Source organism: Streptomyces sp. NPDC111628, assembly GCF_055635195.1.
In genome coordinates this window covers 566,219-590,793 of record NZ_JBVKBZ010000004.1, presented here as the reverse complement: position 1 = coordinate 590,793, position 24,575 = coordinate 566,219, and the positions used below count along the sequence as shown (strand labels likewise).

Below are 24,575 nucleotides of genomic sequence, written 5' to 3'. Positions count from 1 at the left end.
CTCAGTCTCCCGCCACCCGCAACTCCCTCCCCGTACCCGCGACCGCCACCGACCCGTCCCGGTCCGTGCGCAGCACCGTCGCTCCCCGGGCGCGCAGTGCCGCGACCGTGCCGGGTGCCGGGTGGCCGTAGGTGTTGTCCTCGCCGCAGCTGATGAGGGCCAGGCGTGGGGCGACCCGGCGCAGGAACGCGAAGTCCTGGTGGGCCGAGCCGTGGTGGGCCACCTTCAGCACGTCGACGTCTTTCAGCGCCGCTGCCGCCGGGGAGCGGGCCAGCTCCCGCTGGGCCGGGGGCTCCAGGTCGCCGAGCAGGAGCAGGCGTATGCCCGCCGTCCGGACCAGGAGGGTGACGCTGGCGTCGTTGGGGCCGCCCTCCGTGCCCGGCGCGGTGGTGGCCGGTGGGCTCGGCGGGGGCCAGACCACCTGCCAGGACAGCGGGCCGGAGCGTCGCTGCTCACCGGTGGCCGCCTGCCGCACCGGGATGCGCCGGGCCCTCGCCTGGCTGCGGACGAACTCGGCCTGGTCCGCAGGTTCTTCGAGGGCGGTCGTCTCGATCGCGCCCACCGAGCGGCCCCGCAGCACCCCGGGCAGCCCGGCCACGTGGTCGGCGTGGAAGTGGGTCAGCAGGACGAGAGGCACGCGGGTGATGCCGAGGGCGCGCAGGCAGTGGTCGACGAGGGTGGGGTCGGGGCCCGCGTCCACGACCACGCCCGTCCCCTCTCCCGCCGCGAGGACCAGCGCGTCGCCCTGGCCCACGTCGCACATCACCATCCGCCACCCCGGTGGGGGCCAGCCCTTGATCAGTCGGGCCAGCGGCGGCGGCTGGAGCACCGCGAGCAGCAGCATCATCGCGCAGACACCGCACCACCAGGGATGCCTCAGCAATCGCCGGCCGGCGAGCAGCACGCCCACCATGACGAGGGCGAGCAGCGCCGCCCCGGCCCAGCTGCCCGGCCAGTCCACCCCCGCGCCGGGCAGCGCGGCCCCGGTGCGGGCGATCCCCGCGATCCACCCGGCCGGCCAGCCCCCGCACCAGGCCAGGCTCCTGGCCAGGGGCATCGCCGCCGGTGCCGTCGCCAGGGCCGCGAAGCCGAGCACGGTGGCCGGGGCCACCGCGAACTCCGCCAGCAGGTTGCACGGCACCCCCACCAGGCTCACCCGCGCCGACAGCACCGCGACCACCGGCGCGCACAGGGCCTGCGCGGCACCCGCGGCGGCCAGCGCCTCCGCGAGCCGGGGCGGGACCCGGCGCCGGCGCAACGCCGCGCTCCACCGGGGAGCGAGCGTGAGCAGCGCCCCCGTGGCCAGCACCGAGAGCAGGAAGCCGTAACTGCGGGCCAGCCAGGGGTCGTAGAGCACCAGGAGCAGGACCGCCGTCGCCAGGGCCGGCAGGAGTGATCTGCGGCGTCCGGTGGCCAGGGCGAGCAGGGCGAGGGACCCGCAGGCCGCCGCCCGCAGCACGCTCGGGTCGGGCCGGCACACGACGACGAAGGCCGACGCGAGCAGCCCGCCGAGCAGCGCGGTCGTCCTCAGACGCAGGCCGAGGCGGGGGGCCAGTCCTCGGCGCTCACTGCGCTGGGCCAGGCCCGGCGGGCCGAGGAGCAGCGCGAGCACGATCGTGAAGTTGGCGCCCGAAACGGCCAGGGTGTGTGTCAGGTCGGTCTCCTTGAACGCCGCCTCGAGCTCCGGTGTGACGCGTGAGGTGTCCCCGACGACCAGGCCCGGCAGCAGCGCTCTCGCGTCCGTCGGCAGGTCCTCGGTCGCCTCGCGCAGGCCCTCCCGCAACCGTCCCGCCAGGCGCTGCGCCGCCGACGGCTCGGCCAGGACATCGGGTGGCCGTCGACCGGCGCGTACCCGCAGCACCGCGGCGATCCGGTCGCCGCGCTCTCTCGGGGGCGAGAGCCGTGCGGTGACGCGGAGCCGTGTGGTCGGCAGCAGGGTCAGCCAGCGGGCGGGCGCGGGCCGTGTGCGGGACCGCTCGGCTCGCTCGCCGACGTCGACGAGGACGAGCACCGGCGTCCGGGTCGTCACCGTCGTCCCGGACGCCTCGCCCACCCGCCGCACGTCGGCCTCGATGAGCACCGTGGGCGGCACCGCGCGGTTGCCCCGGACTCGCGGCCGGGTGAGGCGGGGGTCGGCCGTGACCTCCACCTCCGCGGTGACGGTGGCGTAGTGCCGGGCCGCCTCGGGGACGGGCCCGCGGCGCAGGTCCGCGCCGTGCAGTGCGGCCGAGGTGGCGGACGCGGCGACGCAGAGGAAGAGGGCGGCGGCCGCCGTTGCGTGGGGCCGTTCACGCACCGGCCCCAGCAGCAGCGCTCCGGCCAGGAGGAGAGCGCCCGTCACCACGCCCACCGCCCAGCCCGCCGGCACGTCCAGCACCAGTGCGGCCGTCGCCCACGCCGCGAGGGCGGGCGGTACCAGGCGCAGGTCGGCGGGGCCCTCCTGCCGGGGGTGGGCCGCGCCCAGCCGGTGGCCGGAGGCGGCGTGCACGGGGGCGCGCGGGGGCCTCGCAGGGGGCTGGTCGGACCCGGCGAGCCCGTCCGGCCGGTCCGCTCCGGTCAGGTGCCTGCTCATGGCCGTACGAGGTCCCGCAGGTCGGCGAAGCGGCGCTCGCCGATGCCGTTGACCTCGCGCAGTTCGTCGACCGAGCGGAAACCGCCGTGCTGGGTGCGGTAGTCGATGATGTGCTGGGCGAGGACCGGGCCGACGCCCGGGAGGGTGTCGAGCTGGTCGGTGGTGGCCGTGCTGAGGGAGACCGGTGCCGCGGGCCCCGCCGCCCCCGCCGGCCCACTCGGGGCGGGACCCGCTCCCGGCCGGGGCGCGGGCACGGGCGCTCCGACGATCACCTGCTCGCCGTCCACCAGGAAGCGGGCACGGTTCAGCCCGTCGGTCTTCGTGCCGGGCCGCACGCCCCCGGCGGCTCGCAGGGCGTCGGCGACGCGGGAACCGGCCGGGAGGCTGTGGATACCCGGTTTGCGGACCTTGCCGCCGACGTCCACCACGATCTCGGGCCCGGCCGTGGCCGTCGGCGCGGCCGTGGAGCCGGACTCGCCCGTCGTCGCGCGGTCCGCGGCCGTCGGCCCCGGATTCCCGGCTCCGTATGCCGCCGCCTCCCGCACCACCTCGGGGGCCGCCACCGACTGGGTGCGGCCGGACCAGAAGTGCTGCACCGCGAAGACCGCCGCGACGAGGAGCAGCACCGTGAGCGCGGCAACGCTGCGCCGCTCCAGGCCGCATCGGGTCTGCAGCCACAGCGGCATCCGCTCCCGCAGTGCCTGCCCGGTCCGCTCCCGCCAGGTCGGCGTGGCACCGCGGGAGTCACCGATGTCCCCGTCGGCGGGGGTCTCGGGGCCTGGCAACGGCGGTCCCTTTCCCGCCTCCCCCTGCACCCCCTCGTGTCCAGCCCGGTCGGATTCCTCGACGCGCTCCCCGAACAGCGTTTCCGCCCTCCGCCGCAACTCCTCCGGCGGCGCGTGCCGGCGGCCGTGGCGGGCGTGGGAGCGGGGGCGGGCGTGGGAGCGGGAGCCGGGTGCGCGACGGTGCACGAGGCGGCCGTCGGAGGCCGGGGCGCGGCCCGGTCCGCTGGTCGCGGACGTGGTGCGTGAGCGTGATCGAAGAGCCATGCGACGAGGATCGGGCACCTGGACGCCCTCGCGATGATCATGGTCAATTCCCGGGGACTACCCCCGGGTTGTGGACAACTCCGGCCCTCACACGCGTTACCGGGCAGCCCTCACCGCGACGAAACCACGACCCCCAGCAGCCCCGGCCCCGTGTGCGCGCCGATCACCGCGCCGACCTCGCTCACATGCAGGTCGGCCAGCCCGGGAACCCGGTCCCGCAGGCGGTCCGCCAGGGCCGACGCCCGGTCCGGGGCGGCGAGATGGTGGACGGCGATGTCGACGGGCGCGCCTGCGGCCCGGTCGGCGGCGATCTCCTCCAGCCGGGCGATGGCCTTGGACGCCGTCCGGACCTTCTCCAGGGGTTCGATGCGGCCGCCCGCCAGCTGCAGCAGGGGCTTCACGGCGAGGGCGGAGCCGAACAGCGCCTGGGCCGCCCCGATCCGGCCGCCGCGGCGCAGATAGTCGAGGGTGTCGACGTAGAAGTAGGCGGAGGTGCCCGCGGCGCGCTTCTCCGCGGCCGTGACGGCCTCGTCCACCGTGCCGCCCGCCTCCGCCGTCTCCGCGGCGGCGAGCGCACAGAACCCCAGGGCCATCGCGATCATCCCGGTGTCCACGACCCTGACCGGGACGGGCGCCTCACGCGCCGCGACGACGGCCGCGTCGTGGGTGCCGGAGAGTTCGGCGGACAGGTGCAGGGAGACGATGCCGTCGGCGCCGGACTCGGCGATCCTGCGGTAGGTCTCGGCGAAGAGCTCGGGGCCGGGGCGGGAGGTGGTGACCGGCCGCCGTTTCTGCAGTGCCTGGGCCAGGGAGCGGGTCGAGATCTCGGTGCCCTCCTCCAGGGCCCGGTCGCCCAGGACGACGGTCAGGGGTACCGCGGTGATGCCGTGCCGCTCCATCGCCCGGGCCGGGAGGTAGGCCGTTGAATCCGTGACGATAGCGACATGGCGGGACATGAGCTGGAGGTTACCTGGCGTAGTGTCCGGGCGGCAGTCCGGCCCCGGCGACCGGGCGTTCACAGGGGCGCGACCGGGTTGGCGGGGTCGTCAGGTCGTGCTCTCCGGGCGGGCCTTCTTCTGCCAGGGGTACACGGGGCTCGCGGCGGGCGGGGTGATGGCGGGACGCGCGGTTTCTTCCTCCGCAGGCCCCTGCGCCGGGGAGTCCGGCCAGGTCTGCCGGGCGGACGCGGCGTCCGCGGGCGGGGCCTCGGGCCAGGACGGCGGCGCGGCGGACGGCCCCTCCCCCGGGCCGGTCCCGGCCGCCGCCTCCGCCTGCGTCTTCGTCTCCGTCCAGTGCCGCAGGGCCCCGGCCTCCACATCGATCTGTGCGCTCAGCGAGTCCAGGTCGTCGTCCGCGAAGCGGTGGGCACGGTCCCGGGCCGCCCAGCGCAGGGCGTCCGCCGACCGGGTGATGCGCTCGGTGCGCTCGCGCAGTCCGGGCAGGCGCTCGGCGAGGGTGGCGCGGTCCGGCTCGGACTCCAGTCGCCGCAGCTCGCCGTCCAGCTCGAAGCCGTGGGCGCTGAGCCGCTCGAAGAGGGCGAGGGACTCCTTGAGGGATTCGTCCTCGGCCACGCGCGCGTGCAGCGCGTCCTGGGTGGCCCGCATGGAGGTGCGCAGCGTCAGCCGCAGCTGTGCCAGCTCGGCCGCCGGGCCCACCTGGACCAGCGACCTGGCCCGCAGGGTGTGGTCCTCGACGGTGCGGCGCGCCTGGGAGATGCCGCGGTCCACGCTGCGCTTGGCGGCGCCGACGGCCTTCACCGTGGCGTAGACACCCAGCACGACGGCGAGCAGGAAGAGCAGGGCGAAGACGGTGAGCGCTGCTTCCACTGGGCTCCTCCTCCGAGCGTCCGGCCCGCGGGCCGGCCGGCCACGGCGCGGCACCCGTCGTGCCGCTCTTCCACGGTAAACGCAACGGGCAGGCCCAGGGTTCCGCAAGAACCCCGAACCTGCCCGCACCCGACCCGTAGGGGGCGCCGGGGCGCCCCGGTCACCGCCTACGCCGGGACGATGTTCACCAGTTTCGGTGCCCGCACGATCACCTTGCGGATCCCGGCCCCGCCCAGCGCGGCCACGACCTTCTCGTCGGCCAGCGCGGCCTTCTCCAGGTCGTCCTCGGAGATGGAGGGGGCGACCTCCAGCCGTGCCTTGACCTTGCCCTTGATCTGGACGACGCAGGTCACGGTCTCGTCGACGACGTAGGCCGGGTCGGCGACCGGGAAGTCCTCGTGGACGACGGAGGACTCGTGCCCCAGCTTGCGCCACAGCTCCTCGGCGACGTGCGGGGCCAGCGGCGCGACCAGCAGCACCAGGCGCTCGGCGACCGATCGCGGTACCGGGCCCCCGGCCTTGGTCAGGTGGTTGTTCAGCTCGGTGACCTTGGCGATGGCGGTGTTGAACCGCATGCCCTCCAGGTCCTGACGTACGCCGTCGACGGCCTTGTGCAGGGCGCGCAGGGTTCCGGCGTCGATGTCGCTCTCCGCGACGTCCGCCACGGACAGCTCACCGGTGTCCTCGTCGACGACGTTGCGCCACAGCCGCTGCAGCAGCCGGAACTGGCCGACCACCGCGCGGGTGTCCCACGGCCGCGACACGTCCAGCGGGCCCATCGCCATCTCGTACAGGCGCAGCGTGTCGGCGCCGTACTCGGCGCAGATCTCGTCCGGGGTGACCGCGTTCTTCAGGGACTTGCCCATCTTGCCCAGCAGCCGGGAGACCTTCTCGCCCTGGTAGTAGTAGGCGCCGTCGCGCTCCTCCACCTCGGCGGCCGGTACGGCGATGCCGCGGCTGTCCCGGTAGACGTAGGCCTGGATCATGCCCTGGTTGAACAGCTTGTGGAACGGCTCGGCCGAGGAGACGTACCCCAGGTCGAACAGCACCTTGGACCAGAAGCGCGCGTACAGCAGGTGCAGTACGGCGTGTTCGGCGCCGCCGACGTACAGGTCGACGCCGCCGTGCGGCAGGCCCTCGCGGGGGCCCATCCAGTACTGCTCGATCTCGGGGTCGACCAGCTGCTCGCTGTTGTGCGGGTCCAGGTAGCGCAGTTGGTACCAGCAGGAGCCGGCCCAGTTGGGCATGGTGTTGGTCTCGCGGCGGTACTTGCGCGGGCCGCGGCCGTCGCCCAGGTCCAGGGTGACGTTCACCCAGTCCTCGTTGCGCGACAGCGGGGTCTCGGGCTTGGTGTCGGCGTCGTCCGGGTCGAAGGTGCGCGGGGAGTAGTCCTCGACCTCGGGCAGCTCCAGCGGCAGCATCGACGCGGGCAGGGGGTGGGCGATGCCGTCCTCGTCGTAGACGATCGGGAAGGGCTCGCCCCAGTAGCGCTGGCGGCTGAACAGCCAGTCGCGCAGGCGGAAGTTGACGGTGCCCGCACCGGCGCCGGTGCGCTCCAGCCACTCGGTGATGCGTTCCTTGGCCTCGACGACGGGCAGGCCGTCCAGGCTGACGCCGTCGCCGGAGGAGCCGGTGCCGGACGCGCCGGTGCTGGACGAATTCATGATCTTCGCGTCGTAGGAGGAGAAGGCGTCCTCCCACGTCGCGGTGTCGGTGCCGCGGCCGTCGGTCGGCTCGACGATGCAGCGGATCGGCAGCTCGAAGGCGCGGGCGAACTCGAAGTCGCGCTGGTCGCCCGCCGGGACGGCCATGATCGCGCCGGTGCCGTAGCCCATCAGCACGTAGTCCGCGATGAAGACCGGGACCTGCTCGCCGTTGACCGGGTTGGCGGCGTAGGCGCCGATGAAGACGCCGGTCTTGTCCTTGGCCTCGGCCTGCCGCTCGACGTCGGACTTGGAGGCGGCCTGCGCGCGGTACGCGGCCACCGCCTCGGTCGGGGTGGCGTGACCGCCGGTCCACGCGTCGCGGGTGCCCTCGGGCCAGGCGGCCGGGGTGAACTTCTCGACCAGCGGGTGCTCGGGCGCCAGCACCATGTAGGTCGCGCCGAACAGGGTGTCGGGGCGGGTGGTGAAGACCGTGATGCGCTCGCCGTCCACGGGGAAGTCGACGCGGGCGCCCTCGGAGCGGCCGATCCAGTTGCGCTGCTGCAGCTTGATCGCCTCGGGCCAGTCCAGCTGGTCCAGGTCGTCCAGCAGCCGGTCCGCGTAGGCGGTGATGCGCATGTTCCACTGGCGCAGCTTGGACTTGAAGACGGGGAAGTTGCCGCGCTCGGAGCGGCCGTCGGCGGTGACCTCCTCGTTGGCCAGCACGGTGCCCAGTCCGGGGCACCAGTTGACCGGCGCGTCGGAGGCGTAGGCCAGGCGGAACTCGCCCAGGACGTCGGCGCGCTCGGCCTCGCTCAGGGCGTCCCAGGCGCGCCCGGGGTGGCCCGGGACGGCCCGCTCACCGGAGGCGAACTGCGCGACCAGCTCGGCGATCGGGCGGGCCTTCCTCGCCTCGTCGTCGTACCAGGAGTTGAAGATCTGCAGGAAGATCCACTGGGTCCACTTGTAGTACTCGGGGTCGATCGTGGCGAACGACCGGCGCTTGTCGTGGCCCAGACCCAGCCGGCGCAGCTGGCTCTGCATGTTCTTCATGTTGGCTTCGGTGGACACGCGCGGGTGCGTGCCGGTCTGCACGGCGTACTGCTCGGCGGGCAGGCCGAAGGCGTCGAAGCCCAGGGTGTGCAGGACGTTGTGGCCGGTCATCCGCTGGAAGCGGGCGTAGACGTCGGTGGCGATGTACCCCAGGGGGTGGCCGACGTGCAGGCCCGCACCCGAGGGGTACGGGAACATGTCCATGATGAACTTCTTGGGCCTGGCGACCAGCTCCGGGTCGCCCGCCAGGTCACCCTTGGGGTTCGGCGCGGCGTACGTCCCCTCGGCGTCCCAGAAGTCCTGCCAGCGTGCCTCGATCTCGGCGGCCATGGCAGCCGTGTAGCGGTGCGGCGCGGCGTCCGCCGACACAGGGGCATTCGCCGCGGGGTTCGTCTCGCTCATGATCCTCAAAGCTCCATCGATCGTCTCTGCCAGCGGCTGCGACCTTCATGACCAGCGGCTGCGAGGGCCGGGAAATGAAAAATCCCCTCGCACAGGAGGGGACGCCGCGCCGATTCCGGCCACCGGACTACGACCGGGGTCGGGACTGATCAGCGCGGCTCGCTAAGCAGAAGGCGTACGGCACGCATGGCGTCAGGGTACCGCAGTCATCGATCGGGCCGCGACGGGCTTCCGCGCCCCGTGCGGCCGACCGGAATCCGGGGCCCGGCAACCGGAAACCGGAAACGAACCTGAACCAAGGTCAAAGGTTACTTCGCGTAACGACCACTAAGGGACACCAGCACGAGCGCGCAGTCATTTGATAACAACGCAATAACTCAAACCTCCTACCCACGGGTATGGCGCCACTTAGAGTGCGGCAGCGGGACCGCTTTCCCGAACCGCTCCGGAGTTGCCCCCATGAACCCTCCCCCGATCCACCCTCGCCACACCAGTCCGCCGCCTTCCCTCACGTCCCTGACGTGGGGAGGCCCGTCGTGGTGACGAACGACAGCACGGTGGACGACACCTTCGCCCAGTTCCTGAACTTCGGCGCCGGTGTCCTCTCCCTCGTCTTCCTCAGCTGCTCGGTGATCTGGGGTCTGCTCGCCCAGGACCGGATCGTCCTCGACACCCGGCAGCGGATCCTGGCCCAGGCGGTGCACCGGGTCACCGCGGTCGCCTCGGTCGTCTTCCTGCTGGTGCACATCGTGGTCAAGCTGGTCCTGGACCACACCACCTGGGTCGCCGCGGTCCTCCCGTTCGGGCTGCTGGCCACGGAGGACGAGGCGTTCGGCGGCCGGGCCGTCCTCATCGGCTTCGGCACCCTGGCCAGCATGCTCATGATCTTCGTGGGGGTCACCGGAGCCCTGCGCAACCGCTTCGCCTCCCCCGCCCCCGTGGCGGCCCGCTGGCGGGCCATGCACATGCTGGCCTATCCGGCGTGGTGCCTGGCCCTGCTGCACGGGCTCTACGCGGGTCGCGCCGCGAAGCCGGTCTTCGTGGTCCTGTACGCCCTGTCCGTGGTCGGCGTCATGGCGGCCCTGGCGCTGCGCGCGGCGCCCCGCCCGGTCAAGCGCAAGGTCGCCGACCGGATCGCCGGTCTCCTCGGGGCCGGGGAGCGGCCCGCCCGCGAGGAGGACGAGGAGGAGGCGGAGAGCCGGCCGAGGGCCGCCGCCGCCCTGCCCGGCTACGAGCGCGCCGGGCGGTCCCGGTCGCGCAGCGCGTCCCCGTCCGCCCCGCTGTACGAACCCGCGGAGCGCCTCAGCTCGCCGGAGCCCCCGAGCGGCTTCGCGGCGGCCTACCGTGCCGTGTCCGGCCCCTCGGGCGCGGGCCGGCCGCCGCTGACGGCCGACCCGGCCGCCTCCGCCCCGCTGCCGTCCGACCTGTGGCCCACCGAGGCGATGCCGGTCGTGGACGGCGGCGGCAGCACCTCGGGCAGCTGGCCGATACCGTCGCCGCCCCCGGTCGGCGAGGCGCCGCCGTCGGTCTACGACCCGCTCAACGACACCGGACACACCATCCCGGTCTACGGCACCACACAGGCGGCGGACCACTCCGCGGCCTACTCCGCGCAGTACTCCGCTCCCCCCGCCTCGGGCTACGGCTCGAGTGACGTGTACGACACCCGTGAGACGAACGCGGTCTACGACACGTACTACCCCAGCGACACGTACAACAGCGGTCCCGCCCCTGAACCAACCCCCGGTGCGCCGTCGCCGTCCCACGACTTCGACGCGCCGGGTTCCGGTGAACCTTGGAACACGCCTTCCGGAGGCTTGAATTGAACGAGGCCCTGCCCGACGTCCCGGAGGTCCGCGTGGTCGGGCTTCCCCAGCTCACGTCGGGCTTCGACCTTGTCGAGCGGCTTGATCTGCCGATGCACCTCAAGGTGCACGGCCCGCTCGAACCGATGGGCGGGGAGCAGCTCGCGCAGCTCTCCGAACGCATCAACCTGAAGGGCCGCGGCGGCGCGGGCTTCCCCTTCCACAAGAAGCTGCGCTCGGTCGCCGAGGCGGCGATCAAACGCGGCGTACGGCCGGTCGTGGTCGTCAACGGAAGCGAGGACGAACCGGCCTGCCGCAAGGACACGGTGCTGATCAACCGCGCCCCGCACCTGATCCTGGACGGCGCGCTGCTGTGTGCCGAGGCGATGGGCGCCCGCACCCTCGTCATCGGGGTCACCCGCGAGTCCACGCAGCGCTCCATGGAGGCCGCCCTCGCCGAGCGCGGACTGAGCAACGGCCGACGGTCCGCCCTCCGCGCGCGCGTGCAGCGCAATCCGGTGCGCATGGTGACCGGTGCGGCGGCCTCGCTGGTCCGCTCCATCGACGGCGGCCCGGCGATCCCGCCCGGCCGCAAGGTGAGCGCCTCCAGGAGCGGCGTCGGCGGCGCGCCGACCCTGCTGTCCAACGCCGAGACCTTCGCCCAGCTGGCGATCGCCGCCCGCATCGGCCCGGAGCGCTACGGCAACACCGGCCTGTACGACGAGCCGGGCACCGTGATGCTCACCGTCTCCGGCGCGGTGGCCCGCCCCATGGTGATCGAGGTGCCGACGGGCGTACCGCTGCGCTACGTCCTCCAGCTGGCCGGCGCTCCGCCGGTGCCGCAGGGCGTGCTGACCGGCGGCTACCACGGCAAGTGGATCGACGCGGCGACCGTGGACGAGGCGATCGTCTCCCGCAACTCCCTTCAGCAGGTGGGCGGCTCGCTCGGCGCGGGCGCGATCCTGCCGATCGGTCAGGACACCTGCCCGCTGGGCGAATCCCTGCGGGTGGCGCAGTGGCTGGCCGAGGAGAGCGCCGGCCAGTGCGGCCCCTGCTACCTGGGCCTGCCGGCCGCCGCGCGGGGACTGGAGGACATCCTGAACGGCGGCGGTCCGGCCGCCCTGGAGGCGGTCAAGCAGGTCGCGCGGAACGTGAAGCGGCGCGGTGCCTGCTCGCACCCGGACGGCTCGGCGATGTTCCTGGAGTCGACCGTCAAGGCGTTCACGGACGACCTGGCCGCCCATGTCCTCGGCAACGGCTGCGGTCGGCCCGTGGAGGGCGTCCTGCCGCTCTTCGAGGGAGGCAGGGCCCCGACCGGCGTCCCCGGCGGCGGGGAGGAGAACGGCCCGAGCCGCCAGAAGATCTTCGTCGACTGGACGCTGTGCCGGGGGCACGGGCTGTGCGCGGACATCCTCCCGGAGGTCTTCCAGCTCGGCGCCGACGGCTTCCCGACGGTCGCGCAGGCCGAGGTGCCGCGTTTCGCGGAGGCCAAGGCGGTGCGTGCGGTGCGTCGCTGCCCGGCGCTGGCCCTGCGTATCGAGGAGGACACCCGCGGGCAGGCGCCGTCCTCGCGCACCAACCTTCCGGTGCTGTCCCAGGGCCGGGGCCGCCGGGCGCTCGGCCGCTGAGACCGCGGACGGCGAAACCCCCCGGATCAGTGATCCGGGGGGTTTCATCGAACTGTGGAGCTAAGGAGAATTGAACTCCTGACCTCCTGCATGCCATGCAGGCGCTCTACCAACTGAGCTATAGCCCCTTGTCCTTCGTCCGCCCGGTCTCCCCGGCGGCGACGCCAACATTACACGGTCCACCGGGGCGAACACCAAATCGTTTCCGTTCCGCCCGCTTCGCCCTACGCCGTCACGAACGAGTAGAACCGTTTGAGCGTGCAGTGCTCCTCCAGCAGCCGGCCGTAGATCGGCTCGCCCTCGAGTTCGCGGTACGTCTCGATGGGGTCGCCCTTTATGATCAGCGCCCGCGCGCATTCCTCGCACCAGTACTGGTAGTCGGGGTTGACCGGCTCCATGTCGCGCACGATGGGCGTGCCGCTGCCGCACCAGTCGCACTTCCGCCTGTGTGCACCCATCGATCAGCTCCAGCTGTGGCCGCAGGCCGTGCACACGTAAGAGATTCCGCCGTTGTCGCCGAGGACTTGGGCCACGTGCCCGGAACCGCAGGAGGGGCAGCTGAGGCGGGTGACCGTGTTCCTTGCCATCGCTCCGCCGAGGAGGTGACCGACCTCCTCGAGGATGCTCCCAGGCATCGCCACTCCCTCCCGTCGGGCCGCGGTCCCCTTCCGGCCGTTTGATTCTGCCACGGCCGGGCCGACCCGGTCAGCGACGCCTCAGTACCGTTCCGGACACGGAGTCCCACCGACGTATACGCCCGTGGGACGCGTGTTGCTCAAGCGGGCGGAGACGAAAAATCCCGCCCCCCGAAGGGGACGGGATTCGTCCGTGGGTTGTGGAGCTAAGGAGAATTGAACTCCTGACCTCCTGCATGCCATGCAGGCGCTCTACCAACTGAGCTATAGCCCCTGGTGCCACGCGACCCGAGCCGCATGGTCCTGCTCTTCGTCCGCTCCGCTCGGCGGGGCGAACAAGAAGAACTTTAGCCTGCGACCTGCCGGAAAGTGAAATCGCCGTTCAGACGTCGTCACCGATCACCGGTTCCGGCAGGGTGCCGGCGTTGTGCTCCAGCAGGCGCCAGCCGCGGGCGCCCTCGCCCAGCACGGACCAGCAGCAGTTGGTCAGGCCGCCGAGGCTCTCCCAGCTGTGCGGTTCCAGGCCGAGCAGGCGGCCGATGGTGGTGCGGATCGTGCCGCCGTGGCTGACCACCACGAGGGTGCCGTCCTCGGGGAGCTTCTCGGCGTGCCGGAGCACCACGGGGGCGGCGCGGTCGGCGACCTCGGTCTCCAGCTCGCCGCCGCCGCGGCGCACGGGCTCGCCGCGCTTCCAGGCCGCGTACTCGTCGCCGTGCCGGGCGATGATCTCGTCGTGGGTCAGGCCCTGCCAGACGCCCGCGTAGGTCTCCCGCAGGCCCTCCTCCAGGGTCACCTCGAGGCCGGTGAGCACCGACAGCTCGGCGGCCGTGTCCGCGGCGCGTGCGAGGTCGGAGGCGACGATCGCGTCGGGCCTCAGGTGCAGGAGCAGCCCGGCCGCGCGGCGGGCCTGCTTCACGCCGGTCTCGGTCAGCTCGACGTCCGTGCTGCCCTGGAACCGGCGCTCCACGTTCCACGCGGTCTGGCCGTGCCGCCACAGGATGACGCGGCGGCCGCGGCCCGGCCTGCCCGCCGTCACCTCACCGGTGGCGCTCACCGCCAGTCCTCGTCGGTGCGCGTCGCCTCCTCGGCGGCCTGGAGCTTCGCGTGCTCCTCCGCCTTGCCGCGGGTCTCCTTGGCGTCGGTGGGCAGCTCCAGCTCGGGGCAGTCCTTCCACAGCCGCTCCAGGGCGTAGAAGACGCGCTCCTCGCTGTGCTGGACGTGGACGACGATGTCGACGTAGTCGAGCAGGACCCAGCGGGCCTCGCGGTCGCCCTCACGGCGCACCGGCTTGGCGCCCAGCTCCTTGTTCAGCCGCTCCTCGATCTCGTCGACGATCGACTTGACCTGGCGGTCGTTGGGCGCGGAGGCCAGCAGGAAGGCGTCCGTGATCGACAGCACGTCGCTGACGTCGTAGGCGATGATGTCGTGCGCGAGCTTGTCGGCCGCCGCCTGGGCGGCGGCGTTGATGAGTTCGATGGAGCGGTCGGTCGCGGTCACTGCCTGGCTTTCGGGTCGGCGGTCGGTTGACCTCAAGGGTCTCACGACCGCCGACACGGACCCACGCGGAAAACCGTCCGCCGCGCTCCGCCCCCTACGACGCCGGCTTGTAGTCCTGCCCGAGCACCACCGAGACCCGCGCGTTCGCGGAGACCTTCCCCTGGGAGACGGAGTCGGTGGGCAGGCCCAGGGTCTTGGCGACCTGGACGGCGTTCTCCTTGTCGGCGGCCTCGGCGTAGACGACCTCCGAGGTGGCCTCGGTGCCGGAGGCGGTGCCGCCGGACACGAAGGTGAAGCCGCCGTTGAGGAGGACGACGCGGGCCTTGCCGGTGCGGTCCTCCTGACCGGTGGCGTTGCGGACGGAGACGCTGACGGCGGCGTCCTTGTCGGGGCTCTTGGCGGTGCCGCCGAGGACGTCCTTGACGACGCTGTCACTGGCCTCGGCGCTGAGCCCGCCGCCGTCCTGGACGGGCAGCAGCGCGGTCTTGAAGTCGCCGCCCTTGGCACGGTCGGAGAGCCCGGCGAGGAAGGTGCCGAGGTCCTTCTCGGTCAGCGGCGGGTCGAGGATCATGCCCAGGGTCTGGACGGTGGTCGTCGCCGCCTGCGGGTCGGAGGACAGCTTGCGCAGCACCCCCTGCATGACCTGCCCGAAGCGCTGGAGCTGGGCGTTGGCCTCCTCGCCCTTGGCGCTGTACGTGGCGTAGGCGACGGCCATCTTGCCGCTGAGGGTCTGGCCCTCGCCCTTGTGCACGAGGGGGGCCGCGCCCTTGTCCTTGGACTCCGGGTCGGGGACGTCGGCGTCGGTGTCGACGTCGACGTTGCCGACCAGGTCGACGAGGATCTGGAGGTAGGGCGTGTCCAGCCGCCAGGTGCCCTCGATGTCGGTGCCGAGGGCGGAGTCGAGGGCGGTACGGGTGGCGTCGGGGCCCTGGTCGTCGACGGACTTGGCGAGGGTGGTGGTGCTGCCGTCGTCGCCGGTCAGGGCGAGCGCGTTGGGCACCAGCACGGCGGTTCCCTGCTTGGTGGTGGTGTTGTTCACGAGCAGCGCCGTGGAGGTGCCGCCGCCCTTGGTGTCGTGCAGGTGGACGGCGATCACGTCGCGCTTCTGGGCACCGGCCGTCGTCGCGCTGCCGGTCTTGTCGTCGGAGGAGGAGAGGCCGGGCAGCTTCCCGGCGTACCAGAGGTAGCCGACGCCGCCGACCGCGACCAGCGCCAGGACGACGACCAGGGCGACGATGCGCGAGCGGGCGCGCCTGCGGGCCTCCTCGCGGCGCTCGGTGCGGTTCTCCGTGAACTTCATCCAGTCGATGACGTCCTCGGAGTCGCCGGCCGGCTCCTCGACGAAGGCGAACTGCTCGGTGCGGTAGTCCCCGCCGGGTTCGGCCGCCTCGGGGTGATCCGTGCGCTCCCGCTCCCCGGGCGGGCCCGCCTGCTGCGGGATGTGGGCGGTCTGCTCGGCGACCCGGGGCTGCGGGCCGCTGGTCGCGGCCCGGCCGTACGGGTCGTACGGCGGCTGGACCGGCTGCTGACCGGTGTCGTAGCCGCCCTGGGAGCCGTAGGGGTCGTAGGGCTGCTGGACGGGCTGCTGGGTGCCGGTGGCGTACGGATCGTAGCCGTAGCCCTGCCGGCCGTACTGCTGCTGCCCCGGCTGCCCGTACTGCTGCCCCTGTTGTCCGTACTGCTGCCCCTGCTGCTGCCCGTACGGGTCGTACTGCTGCTGCTGGCCGGGCTGGGCGTGGGCCTGTCCCTGCCCCGGGGCATGTCCCTGGGCCTGGCGGTACACGGGGCGGCCGTACTCGTCGTAGCCGACGAGTTCGTACTGGTCGTCGCCGTATCCCGCGTCGTATCCGTCGTTCACCGGTGCCCCTCTCGGCTCACTCGCCGCGGTACAGGTGGCGTTTGTCGATATAGCGCACGACTCCGTCGGGCACCAGGTACCAGACGGGATCGCCCTTGGCGACTCTCGCACGGCAGTCCGTGGAGGAGATGGCGAGGGCGGGGACCTCGACGAGCGAGACGCCGCCCTTGGGTAGTCCGGCGTCCGTGAGGGTGTGGCCGGGCCGGGTGACGCCGATGAAGTGGGCGAGGGAGAACAGTTCCTCGCTGTCGCGCCAGGTGAGGATCTGGGCGAGGGCGTCGGCCCCGGTGATGAAGAACAGGTCCGCGTCCGGGTTGAGGGCGCGCAGGTCGCGCAGGGTGTCGACGGTGTAGGTGGGGCCGCCGCGGTCGATGTCGATGCGGCTGACGGAGAACTGCGGGTTCTCGACGGTCGCGACGACCGTCATCAGATAGCGGTCCTCGGCCGCGGAGACCGCGCGGTGGCTCTTCTGCCACGGCTGCCCGGTCGGCACGAACACCACCTCGTCGAGCTGGAACTGCGCGGCGACCTCGCTGGCGGCCACGAGGTGGCCGTGGTGGATCGGGTCGAAGGTGCCGCCCATGACGCCCAGGCGTCGCTTGCCGGCCGACGGGCCGTCGGCAGGGCCGTTCACCGGGCCCTGGACCGGGCCGGTGGCGCGGGCGGGCACCGCGTTCTGCGTGCCGCGCGCCGGCGCGTGCGCCGGGCCGGTAGGCGTGTCGTGCTCTCCCATGCGAGCAGACCCTACCGGCCCGCCCGGAGTGACCCGGTCGCGCCCACGGAACCCCGGGCTCAGCGGTCGCGGTTGAACCGGGTGGTGATCCACAGCAGGAGCAGCAGGATGACGAACGCGCCGATGCCGGTGACGTAGGGGCTGAGGCTCTCGTGGTTGCCGCCGTGCTCCTCGCCGCCCTCGGCGGCGAGGGTGACGAACTGGGCGGCGCTGAGGGGAAGGCTCATCTTCGGCAGGACCTATCCGGTGTGGGCGGGACTGGACGTCCGCTCATCGTATGCGGGCGCGCGAGGACCGGGGCGACCGGGGAACCTTCGGATCTTCTCAGTCGTCCTTCTGCTTGTACCCCCGCAGCAGGAACCACGCGGTCAGCACACAGCCCACCACCATGACGATCAGGACGATCCGGAGCAGATTCCCCGGCCCCTGCTGCTCGGCGGCGGTCGCGGCCCCGGCGAGCCAGTCGGCGTGGGGGATGTGCTGCATGGCGTGGACTCCTTCGACGTACTGCCCGTCCACGGTATCTCCGCCTAGGCTGGGCCCGGCTCCGGGGGCGCAAAGGGCCGCACAAGGGTTCGCAAAAACCATACGTACGTCCAGGTCACACATACGCGCATGGGGGAAGAGATGTCCGACGGCCACCACAACGGGCACGAGAACGTGCCGAGCAGGCAGCGCAGGCGCTTCCCCGGGATCTCCTCGCGGGCGTACGAGCATCCGGCCGACCGCAGTGCCCTGGTGGCGCTGCGCAAGCTGAGCGGTTTCGACACGGTCTTCAAGGCGCTGAGCGGTCTGCTGCCCGAGCGGAGCCTGAGGCTGCTGTTCCTGTCCGACTCGGTGCGCGTCTCGGACCGGCAGTTCGCCCATCTGAACGTCATGCTGCGCGACGCCTGCTACATCCTGGACCTGGAGAAGGTCCCGCCGATGTACGTCAACCAGGACCCGACTCCGAACGCGATGTGCATCGGTCTGGACGAGCCGATCATCGTCGTGACCACGGGCCTGGTCGAGCTGCTCGACGAGGAGGAGATGCGGGCGGTCGTCGGGCACGAGGTCGGGCACGCCCTGTCCGGGCACGCGGTCTACCGGACCATCCTGCTCTTCCTGACCTCGCTGGCCGTCCGGGTGGCCTGGATCCCGCTGGGGAACGTGGCGATCATGGCGATCGTGACCGCGCTGCGCGAGTGGTTCCGCAAGTCGGAGCTGTCCGCCGACCGCGCGGGACTGCTGGTCGGCCAGGACCTCCAGGCCTCCATGCGGGGCCTGATGAAGATCGCGGGCGGCAACCACCTGCACGAGATGAACGTGGACGCGTTCCTGGAGCAGGCCGAGGAGTACGAGGCGGGCGGCGACCTGCGCGACTCGGTGCTGAAGATCCTGAACGTGCTGCCCCGCTCGCACCCCTTCACCACGGTGCGGGCCGCCGAGCTGAAGAAGTGGGCGGCCTCCCGCGACTACCAGCGGGTCATGGACGGCCACTACCCGCGGCGCGACGAGGACAAGGACACCTCGGTGCGGGACTCCTTCCGGGAGTCGGCGTCGCACTACGCCACGCATGTGCGCAGCTCCAAGGACCCGCTGATGAAGCTGGTCAACGACATCGCGGGCGGTGCCGGCGACCTCGGTGACCGGATGCGCCGGGGCTTCGGCGGCTTCACGGGCTCCCAGCCGAGGCCCCCCAAGGACGGGGACGGCTCGGCGAACGGGCAGGCAGGCCCTGAGGGGCCCGAGGCGCCCGAGGCGCCCGAGGGGTCCGGTGGCGACGGCCCGGAGTCTCCGCGAGACCGCTCCCCGCGCGACGGCGCCTGACCCCGGCGCGCCCCCGCTCACACCTTCGGCCGGGCGTTCTCCGCGAGGCTGCCGCACAGCGCCGTGGCGTTGTCCGAGGTGTACGGGTCGGTGCCGGCGGGGACGCCGGGCCCGGCCTCCTGGCCGGCCAGCAGCGGACGGAGGTGGTTCGCCGCGTCCTCGGCGCAGGAGAGCGGCCCGGCCTGGACGTAGGAGGCGACGAGCTGGGTCTGGTGCAGCCGCAGGTCGTCCCGGTCGAAGCGGAAGTGCAGCTCGCGCCGGAGGGTGAACAGCGACACCTCGCCCCGGGCGTCGTCGGCCGGCCGCAGCGCGTAGACCATGGTGTGGTCGGCGGTGACCTCCAGGGTGGACGCGTCGCTCTCCACGACCCGCAGGTTCCCGTCCACCCGGATCTCGGGGTCGGCCAGCTCGGCCCGGGCCGGGTCGAAGCGGACCAGCCACCCCGTGGGGGCGTGCCGGCCGTCCGAGGCGGGTTTCTCGAAGCTCTGGTCGAACTGGTGGAGCTGGTCCGGGTCCAGCAGCACCCGCACCGAGCGCACCTCCTCGCCGCCGAGCACCTCCGGGTCGAGCGCCGAGCGGACGATGTAGTTCTTCGCGGTGGTGAGCGCGTTGAACACCTGGTCCTCGGAGAAGTGCGCCGTGCGCCGGGCCCCCGGCAGCGGGATGCCCTGGGCCGCGGTCCTGAAGTGAGCGGCGGGGCTGTGCGCGTACAGGAACGCGGCGTCGTCGGCGCCGGGCACCCTCTCCCGCGGGGCGAGCGGGACGACGGTCATCCGCACCGGCTCGGCGGCCCGCTGCCCGGCGGGACTCTGGTAGGGGTGCCGTACGCCCATGTAGACGGCGGTGCCGAAGGCGACGGCGATGAGCAGGACGAGGATCAACGCCTGCCGGGACAGTCCGGCCCGGCGCAGGGGCGGGCGGCGGCGTACGGCGGGCGCGTGGTCGGTGATGCGCTCCTGGGCGGAGAACTCCTGGAGCCGGGCAGCGCGCACGAACGACTCGTCGAAGACGACGGATCGGTACTCGTCCTCTCCGCCTCCGGGGGCGCCCTCGGGCGTTCCTCCGGGCGGATCGCCAGGCCCTGCCATACCTTCAGAGTGGGTCTGCGGAAGGTCGCGTAAACGCGCTGCCACAGGTCAAGTTGGGACAGCCTGCCGCCACCCCCGGAGGCAGCTCAGGGGCTGCGCGGGATCACCGACACGGCCGGCTGGGAGTAGTCGGCGGAGGCCGAGGGGGTCACGGTGCCGCCCTGCTCCGGGCCGGTGGAGGCGGGGGGCGGCACCTGCTGCGGGCCGCCGCCGGAGGACGCGCCGCGGTAGACGGCCACGAAGGCCAGCGCGACCATGCCGATGCCCATCGCGAGGGCGAGCAGCCAGGCGACGGGGCGGTGCCAGCGGACCTGCTTGCCGTAGGCCGGGGGAGCGCCGTAGGGGCGGTCGAGGAGGTCGCGGTCGTCGTCCGGGTCGTCGAGGTCGGGATCATGGCCGAAATCGCCGTACCCGTCGTCGTAGCGATCGGTCCCACGGCGGCCGCGGCGGGCGGCCTCGGCCTCGGTGGCCTCGGCTCTGGCCTGCGCGGCGGCCAGGAGGCGCTCGACGGCGGTCGGCTCGTGCACCGCGGCCGCCGCCACGAAGGCCTCGTCGAAGACCACGGAGGCGAACTCTTCGTCCGACACCCCGCGGTCGTGGTCGTCGTCGGGCTCCCAGCCGTCCGGGAACGGCGTGCCCCCCACGTCCTCCGGCACGGCTCCAGAGTAGACCTGGGAGGTCGTTTTGGGCAGACGGCGGGGAAATTCATCCGGTGGGTGAGATGCCCCGATCGGTACTCCCGCGGGCCGCGCGCGGGCGGCCCGCGGCGCGCCCGCGTCAGCGCCGTACGTGCCCGTCGCCGGTGACGATGTACTTCGTGCTGGTCAGCTCCGGCAGCCCCATGGGGCCCCGGGCGTGCAGCTTCTGCGTGGAGATGCCGATCTCGGCGCCGAAGCCGAACTGGCCGCCGTCGGTGAAGCGGGTGGAGGTGTTCACCGCGACAGTGGTGGAGTCGACCAGCTGGGTGAAGCGCCGGGCGGCCTGCTGCGAGGTGGTCACGATGGCCTCGGTGTGGCCGGAGGTCCACAGCCGGATGTGCTCGACGGCCCGGTCCAGGGAGTCCACGACGGCGGCCGCGATGTCGTACGACAGGTACTCCGTCTCCCAGTCCTCGGGGGTCGCCTCGACGACGTTCGCGCCGGAGTCCTTGGCGTGGGCCATCACCCGCTCGTCGGCGTGCACGGTGACTCCGGCCTCGGCGAGCGCGGCCAGCGCGCGGGGCAGGAACTCGGCGGCGACGTCCTGGTGGACCAGGAGGGTCTCGGCGGCGTTGCAGACGCTGACCCGCTGGGCCTTGGAGTTGATCAGGATGTCGACGGCCATGTCCAGGTCGGCGTGGGCGTCGACGTAGACGTGGCAGTTGCCGGTGCCGGTCTCGATGACGGGGACGGTGGACTCCTGGACGACCGTGTTGATCAGCGAGGCGCCGCCGCGCGGGATGAGCACGTCGACCAGGCCGCGGGCCCGCATCAGCTCGCGCACGCTCTCCCGGCTCTCGCCGGGCACCAGCTGCACGGCGTCGGCGGGCAGCCCGGCCCCGCCCACGGCGTCGCGGACCACCCGGACCAGGGCGGTGTTCGACTGGTAGGCGGAGGAGGAGCCGCGCAGCAGCACCGCGTTGCCGGACTTCAGGCACAGGGCGGCGGCGTCGACCGTCACGTTGGGCCGGCCCTCGTAGATGATGCCGACCACGCCGAGCGGGACCCGGACCTGGCGCAGGTCGATGCCGTTGGGGAGGGTGGAGCCGCGCACGACCTCGCCGACCGGGTCGGGCAGCGCGACCACGTCGCGCACGTCGGAGGCGATGGCGCGGACCCGCTCCGGGGTCAGGGTCAGCCGGTCGACGATGGCCTCGCTGGTCCCGGCGGCGCGGGCCTTGGCCACGTCCTGGGCGTTGGCCTCGACGATCTCGCTCGTACGGACCTCCAGCGCGTCCGCGACGGCGAGCAGCGCGTCGTCCTTGGCGGCCCGCGGCAGCGGCGCGAGGTCGGCCGCGGCGGACTTGGCCCGGTAGGCGGCCCGGGTGACGGGTGACATCGAGTCGTACGGCGAGAGCGTGGTCATGGGGGGAAGCGTAATGGGCCGGGTGGGAGCGTCCATGACTCGTCCCGAACCCCGAGACACGAGCCTTCCGTGCCCGCACCGGCGCCTCACCTCAAGCATGCGCTACTCAGAGTGACGGCGCCGCTCTGCCCCGCCCGGCCCGTGCACTCCCCCTTCCTACAGCCATCCCATCTGCGCCGCCTTCAAACCGGCCTCGAACCGGCTTCTGGCGTTGAGCCTCTCCATCAGTGAGGACATCTGCCGTCGCACCGTACGCAGCGAGACACCCAGCCTCTTGGCGGCGGCGTCGTCCGTCAGGCCGCTGGCCAGCAACTTCAGCAGCAGCTTCTCACTCGTGGTGAGTCCGCACGCGGTTCGTCCGTTCCCCAGCGGGACGGCGGTCTCCCAGGCCTGGAAGAACAGCGCGCACAACGTCGCGACGACCGCCGGCTCACGCGTGCACAGGGCTCCGCGGCGGGTGTTCTCTGGATCCAGCGGCACCACGGCGGTCTGGCGGTCGAAGACCAGGAAGCGAGGCGGCAGGAGAGGCGCGGTCCGCACCTGGCCGCCCGCCTCGGACGTCCAGCGCGCGTAGTCCAGTGTCGCCGGATCATTGCGGACACTGTCCTGGTACAGCGTCAGCAGTTCGACACCGCGGTTCATCGCCTCCTCGTCCAGGGGACGCGAGGCGTCGAGACTCGCCTGCGACTGGGCACCGCCGGGCATCACGGCCAGACACTCGCCGCGCAGGTCCTTGGCGAGCAGTTCCAGGCGCTCCTGGATGGCGTCGAGTCCGAGCAGCACGTCGGCGCCAGGTGTGCCGTCGTCCCGGGGGCGGCGTTCGGCCCGATCGGCTATCACACGGGCGGCTTCGAGCTTCGCAGCCGTCAGACGCTGCTGCTGCCTCAGCACGTCCTGCTCCTGTCTTCGGAGCATCACGTCGAGGGCGACTTCCAGACTGAGGACGCGCAGCCGGCCGGGCTGCTCCCGGGACTCCCGCAGCAGCGTGAGCTCCGCCAACCGGTCGAGGCAGGCGCGCACTTCCGGCTCGGGCAGCTCCAGTTCCCGGCACAGGTCCCGGACTCCCAGTCCAGGCTTGGAGAGCATGAGCTGGTAAACCGTTTCCGCTTCTGAGTCCAACCCCAGCATTTCGAGCATCTGTCCCCCCAAGTGCAGCTGAACGCCCCCGAGTTCCTCGCCACAGACACATGATCTTCGCATTGGCTTCACATCCTCGCAACCGTGGGGTGGCGGTCGAGGAGGGGCCTGAGCGGCCGAAGTTGCACCAAGATGCAAGGCCAGATGGTGACAGCCCGTACCTCTGCCCCTGGCCACACGAGCCGGGCAGAGTGATGTTCGCCGGAGCAGCGAGGGGCGCCACGAGACCGCTGCGGACGGCATCCTCATCCATGCCGACAGGAGTAGTCATGTCTCGCACCGCTCAGGTCTCCCGCGCTGGAGTGTTCAGCGTGGCCGCCGCCGCTCTGCTGATGGGCGGCTTCTCAGCAATCGCGGTGCCCGACGGCCACGGAACAACGGGAACAGCCGTTGCCACCCTGTCGTCCGGGTCCCTCGCCGGTGTCAACATCGGCTGGGACGCCATGCCGCTGGACAACATCGGCTGGGACAGCCCCGGAATCGACCGGGCCGCCGCGGGAACGCCGACGCAGGCCGACATGCCATGTTCCTCGTTCACCTGCACGTAACCACGACAACGGGCCTGCCTCCGGGCCACGGTGACGACCATGCCCTCCAGGACCTGCTGTGGGCCCATGCCGTTCCGTGGCACCAGCTCGAACACATCACGGTGTGCCGCATGTTCGACGGCTTCGCCATCGTGTTGTTCATCGCGGCTCCCTCGTCCGACCGAGCCGCCGCCCAGGCCGCTGCGCTGATCGCGGACGTGGGCGACTCCGCTCTGCTCAAGCGATACGGCATCTCGGGGGTCAACTGACTCCCGCCGGCTCGGCGCTACGGATCACCACCATCCATCACCCTTTCCAAGGATTCGCCATGCCCGCACACCGTTCCCTCCGCTCCGTCTCCCTCTCTCTCGCCATCACAGCGTCCCTCTCCTGCGGTCTGCTCTCCGTCGGTACGGGCTTCGCCAACGCCGCACCGGTGCCGCCCGGGGCCGGCGCCTCGGCCGAACACCAGGCCAGCCCCGGCCAGGGCCCCGTGACACCGGTACCGGGCATGAAGTCCTCCTTCTCGGCCGCCGCGGCCGGCCCCACCATCACCCGCAGCGAGGTCATAGACCGGGCCAAGACCTGGGTGGGCATCGGCCTCGACTACAGCTGGACCGGCAGCCACAACGGATACCGCACCGACTGCTCGGGTTACGTGTCGATGGCGTGGCACCTCAGCAGCTCGCTGACCACCGACACGTTCGCCGGCGCGGGCGTCATCAAGTCCATCTCCAAGGGAGAACTGAAGGCCGGCGACGCGCTGCTCAACGACAACAGCGGGGCCAACGGACACGTCGTCCTCTTCGAGAAGTGGGCGAACAGCTCCCACACCAGCTACATCGGCTACGAGTTCTCGTCGAGCGGTGTGCACCACCGCGAGATCCCCTACCCCTACTTCTCGGGTTACGGCACCTTCCTGCCGGTGCGCAACAAGTCCGTGATCGACGATGTCGTCGTGCCCGCGGATCCGGGGATGACGTCGTTGACGGCGGGTGAGTTCACCGGTGACAGCAAGGGTGATCTGGTCGCCGTCGAGGTCTCGACCGGGAAGCTGTGGCTCTACCACGGACCCAACGTCGGCTCGAAGAGTTCCCGTACCGAGATCGGCACCGGCGGCTGGAACGGCATGAGCAACCTCGCCGCCGGCGACCTCAACCACGACGGCAAGGACGACCTCGTCGCCACCGAAAAGTCCACCGGCAAGCTCTACCTCTACAAGGGCACCGGCAACGGCCTCGCCTCCCGC

Annotated in this window: 22 protein-coding genes and 2 tRNA genes; 6 read left to right on the top strand and 18 right to left on the bottom strand. The window is 72.3% G+C overall.

Annotated features, from left to right (window positions below):
- Position 1: 1 nt before the first annotated feature.
- From ACZ7MF_RS24605 to leuS, 5 genes are all read right to left on the bottom strand, one after another.
- Complete coding sequence (locus ACZ7MF_RS24605) at positions 2–2,572, bottom strand: ComEC/Rec2 family competence protein (RefSeq protein WP_471479770.1); 2,571 nt, start codon at positions 2,570–2,572, stop codon at positions 2–4.
- On the bottom strand, positions 2,569–3,621 hold the full coding sequence (locus ACZ7MF_RS24600; RefSeq protein WP_471479768.1) for a ComEA family DNA-binding protein: 1,053 nt from the start codon (positions 3,619–3,621) through the stop codon (positions 2,569–2,571). Before ACZ7MF_RS24600 ends, ACZ7MF_RS24605 begins: the two co-directional genes overlap by 4 nt.
- Positions 3,622–3,731: 110 nt before the next feature.
- On the bottom strand, positions 3,732–4,577 hold the full coding sequence (locus tag ACZ7MF_RS24595; RefSeq protein WP_356860761.1) for a DegV family protein: 846 nt from the start codon (positions 4,575–4,577) through the stop codon (positions 3,732–3,734).
- Positions 4,578–4,667: 90 nt separating this feature from the next.
- Positions 4,668–5,447: a hypothetical protein gene (locus ACZ7MF_RS24590; protein WP_471479766.1), complete on the bottom strand. Its 780-nt coding sequence runs from the start codon at positions 5,445–5,447 to the stop codon at positions 4,668–4,670.
- A 167-nt stretch (positions 5,448–5,614) separates the two neighbouring features.
- Entirely contained in the window at positions 5,615–8,545 is a 2,931-nt protein-coding gene (leuS, locus tag ACZ7MF_RS24585) for a leucine--tRNA ligase (protein ID WP_471479764.1), read from the bottom strand.
- A gap of 536 nt (positions 8,546–9,081) precedes the next feature.
- Here leuS and ACZ7MF_RS24580 point away from each other — a divergent pair.
- Together ACZ7MF_RS24580 and ACZ7MF_RS24575 are read left to right on the top strand one after the other, a co-directional pair.
- On the top strand, positions 9,082–10,371 hold the full coding sequence (locus ACZ7MF_RS24580; protein ID WP_471479762.1) for a cytochrome b/b6 domain-containing protein: 1,290 nt from the start codon (positions 9,082–9,084) through the stop codon (positions 10,369–10,371).
- The gene (locus tag ACZ7MF_RS24575; RefSeq protein ID WP_471479760.1) at positions 10,368–11,978 is read left to right on the top strand and encodes an NADH-ubiquinone oxidoreductase-F iron-sulfur binding region domain-containing protein; all 1,611 of its coding nucleotides are present in this window, start codon (positions 10,368–10,370) and stop codon (positions 11,976–11,978) included. The genes ACZ7MF_RS24580 and ACZ7MF_RS24575 overlap by 4 nt, the downstream gene beginning before the upstream one ends.
- Before the next feature lie 55 nt (positions 11,979–12,033).
- On the opposite strand, the gene ACZ7MF_RS24570 is transcribed toward ACZ7MF_RS24575, so the two are convergent.
- From ACZ7MF_RS24570 to ACZ7MF_RS24530, 9 genes are all read right to left on the bottom strand, one after another.
- A tRNA-Ala gene (locus tag ACZ7MF_RS24570) sits at positions 12,034–12,106 on the bottom strand.
- Between the two features lie 96 nt (positions 12,107–12,202).
- A complete protein-coding gene (locus ACZ7MF_RS24565; RefSeq protein ID WP_003976229.1) occupies positions 12,203–12,436 on the bottom strand; it encodes a hypothetical protein in 234 nt (77 codons plus the stop codon).
- A 378-nt stretch (positions 12,437–12,814) separates the two neighbouring features.
- Positions 12,815–12,887: transfer RNA gene (locus ACZ7MF_RS24560), tRNA-Ala, on the bottom strand.
- A gap of 108 nt (positions 12,888–12,995) precedes the next feature.
- The gene (locus tag ACZ7MF_RS24555) at positions 12,996–13,667 is read right to left on the bottom strand and encodes a histidine phosphatase family protein (RefSeq protein WP_471479758.1); all 672 of its coding nucleotides are present in this window, start codon (positions 13,665–13,667) and stop codon (positions 12,996–12,998) included.
- Positions 13,664–14,110 (bottom strand): ribosome silencing factor, encoded by a 447-nt coding sequence (gene rsfS / locus ACZ7MF_RS24550; RefSeq protein WP_271415872.1) that lies wholly within the window; start codon positions 14,108–14,110, stop codon positions 13,664–13,666. The genes ACZ7MF_RS24555 and rsfS overlap by 4 nt, the downstream gene beginning before the upstream one ends.
- Before the next feature lie 94 nt (positions 14,111–14,204).
- Entirely contained in the window at positions 14,205–15,968 is a 1,764-nt protein-coding gene (pdtA, locus tag ACZ7MF_RS24545; protein ID WP_471479756.1) for a polydiglycosylphosphate transferase PdtA, read from the bottom strand.
- Positions 15,969–15,984: 16 nt separating this feature from the next.
- Positions 15,985–16,701: a nicotinate-nucleotide adenylyltransferase gene (nadD, locus tag ACZ7MF_RS24540; RefSeq protein ID WP_003976224.1), complete on the bottom strand. Its 717-nt coding sequence runs from the start codon at positions 16,699–16,701 to the stop codon at positions 15,985–15,987.
- Between the two features lie 59 nt (positions 16,702–16,760).
- Complete coding sequence (locus ACZ7MF_RS24535; RefSeq protein ID WP_003976223.1) at positions 16,761–16,928, bottom strand: hypothetical protein; 168 nt, start codon at positions 16,926–16,928, stop codon at positions 16,761–16,763.
- A 97-nt stretch (positions 16,929–17,025) separates the two neighbouring features.
- On the bottom strand, positions 17,026–17,187 hold the full coding sequence (locus tag ACZ7MF_RS24530; RefSeq protein ID WP_205350983.1) for a hypothetical protein: 162 nt from the start codon (positions 17,185–17,187) through the stop codon (positions 17,026–17,028).
- A 141-nt stretch (positions 17,188–17,328) separates the two neighbouring features.
- Here ACZ7MF_RS24530 and ACZ7MF_RS24525 point away from each other — a divergent pair, with 141 nt between their 5' ends.
- Positions 17,329–18,510 carry a M48 family metallopeptidase gene (locus tag ACZ7MF_RS24525; protein ID WP_471480116.1) on the top strand — a complete coding sequence of 394 codons (1,182 nt, stop codon included), beginning with the start codon at positions 17,329–17,331 and terminating at the stop codon, positions 18,508–18,510.
- A gap of 17 nt (positions 18,511–18,527) precedes the next feature.
- On the opposite strand, the gene ACZ7MF_RS24520 is transcribed toward ACZ7MF_RS24525, so the two are convergent.
- The 4 genes from ACZ7MF_RS24520 to ACZ7MF_RS24505 form a co-directional block, all read right to left on the bottom strand.
- Positions 18,528–19,598, bottom strand: coding sequence for an SCO2583 family membrane protein (locus tag ACZ7MF_RS24520; RefSeq protein WP_471479754.1), 1,071 nt, complete (start codon positions 19,596–19,598; stop codon positions 18,528–18,530).
- Between the two features lie 86 nt (positions 19,599–19,684).
- Positions 19,685–20,254: an SCO2584 family spore wall biosynthesis protein gene (locus ACZ7MF_RS24515; RefSeq protein WP_471479752.1), complete on the bottom strand. Its 570-nt coding sequence runs from the start codon at positions 20,252–20,254 to the stop codon at positions 19,685–19,687.
- A 121-nt stretch (positions 20,255–20,375) separates the two neighbouring features.
- Complete coding sequence (locus ACZ7MF_RS24510; protein WP_361000526.1) at positions 20,376–21,662, bottom strand: glutamate-5-semialdehyde dehydrogenase; 1,287 nt, start codon at positions 21,660–21,662, stop codon at positions 20,376–20,378.
- A 156-nt stretch (positions 21,663–21,818) separates the two neighbouring features.
- The gene (locus tag ACZ7MF_RS24505; protein ID WP_471479750.1) at positions 21,819–22,748 is read right to left on the bottom strand and encodes a LuxR C-terminal-related transcriptional regulator; all 930 of its coding nucleotides are present in this window, start codon (positions 22,746–22,748) and stop codon (positions 21,819–21,821) included.
- Between the two features lie 320 nt (positions 22,749–23,068).
- On the opposite strand from ACZ7MF_RS24505, the gene ACZ7MF_RS24500 reads away from it, so the two are divergent.
- The 3 genes from ACZ7MF_RS24500 to ACZ7MF_RS24490 all read left to right on the top strand — a co-directional run.
- A complete protein-coding gene (locus ACZ7MF_RS24500; RefSeq protein ID WP_471479748.1) occupies positions 23,069–23,347 on the top strand; it encodes a hypothetical protein in 279 nt (92 codons plus the stop codon).
- The gene (locus ACZ7MF_RS24495) at positions 23,323–23,595 is read left to right on the top strand and encodes a hypothetical protein (RefSeq protein ID WP_471479746.1); all 273 of its coding nucleotides are present in this window, start codon (positions 23,323–23,325) and stop codon (positions 23,593–23,595) included. Before ACZ7MF_RS24500 ends, ACZ7MF_RS24495 begins: the two co-directional genes overlap by 25 nt.
- Before the next feature lie 59 nt (positions 23,596–23,654).
- Positions 23,655–24,575, top strand: a 921-nt coding sequence (locus ACZ7MF_RS24490) for a C40 family peptidase (protein WP_471479745.1), incomplete at its 3' end; no start/stop codon positions are given.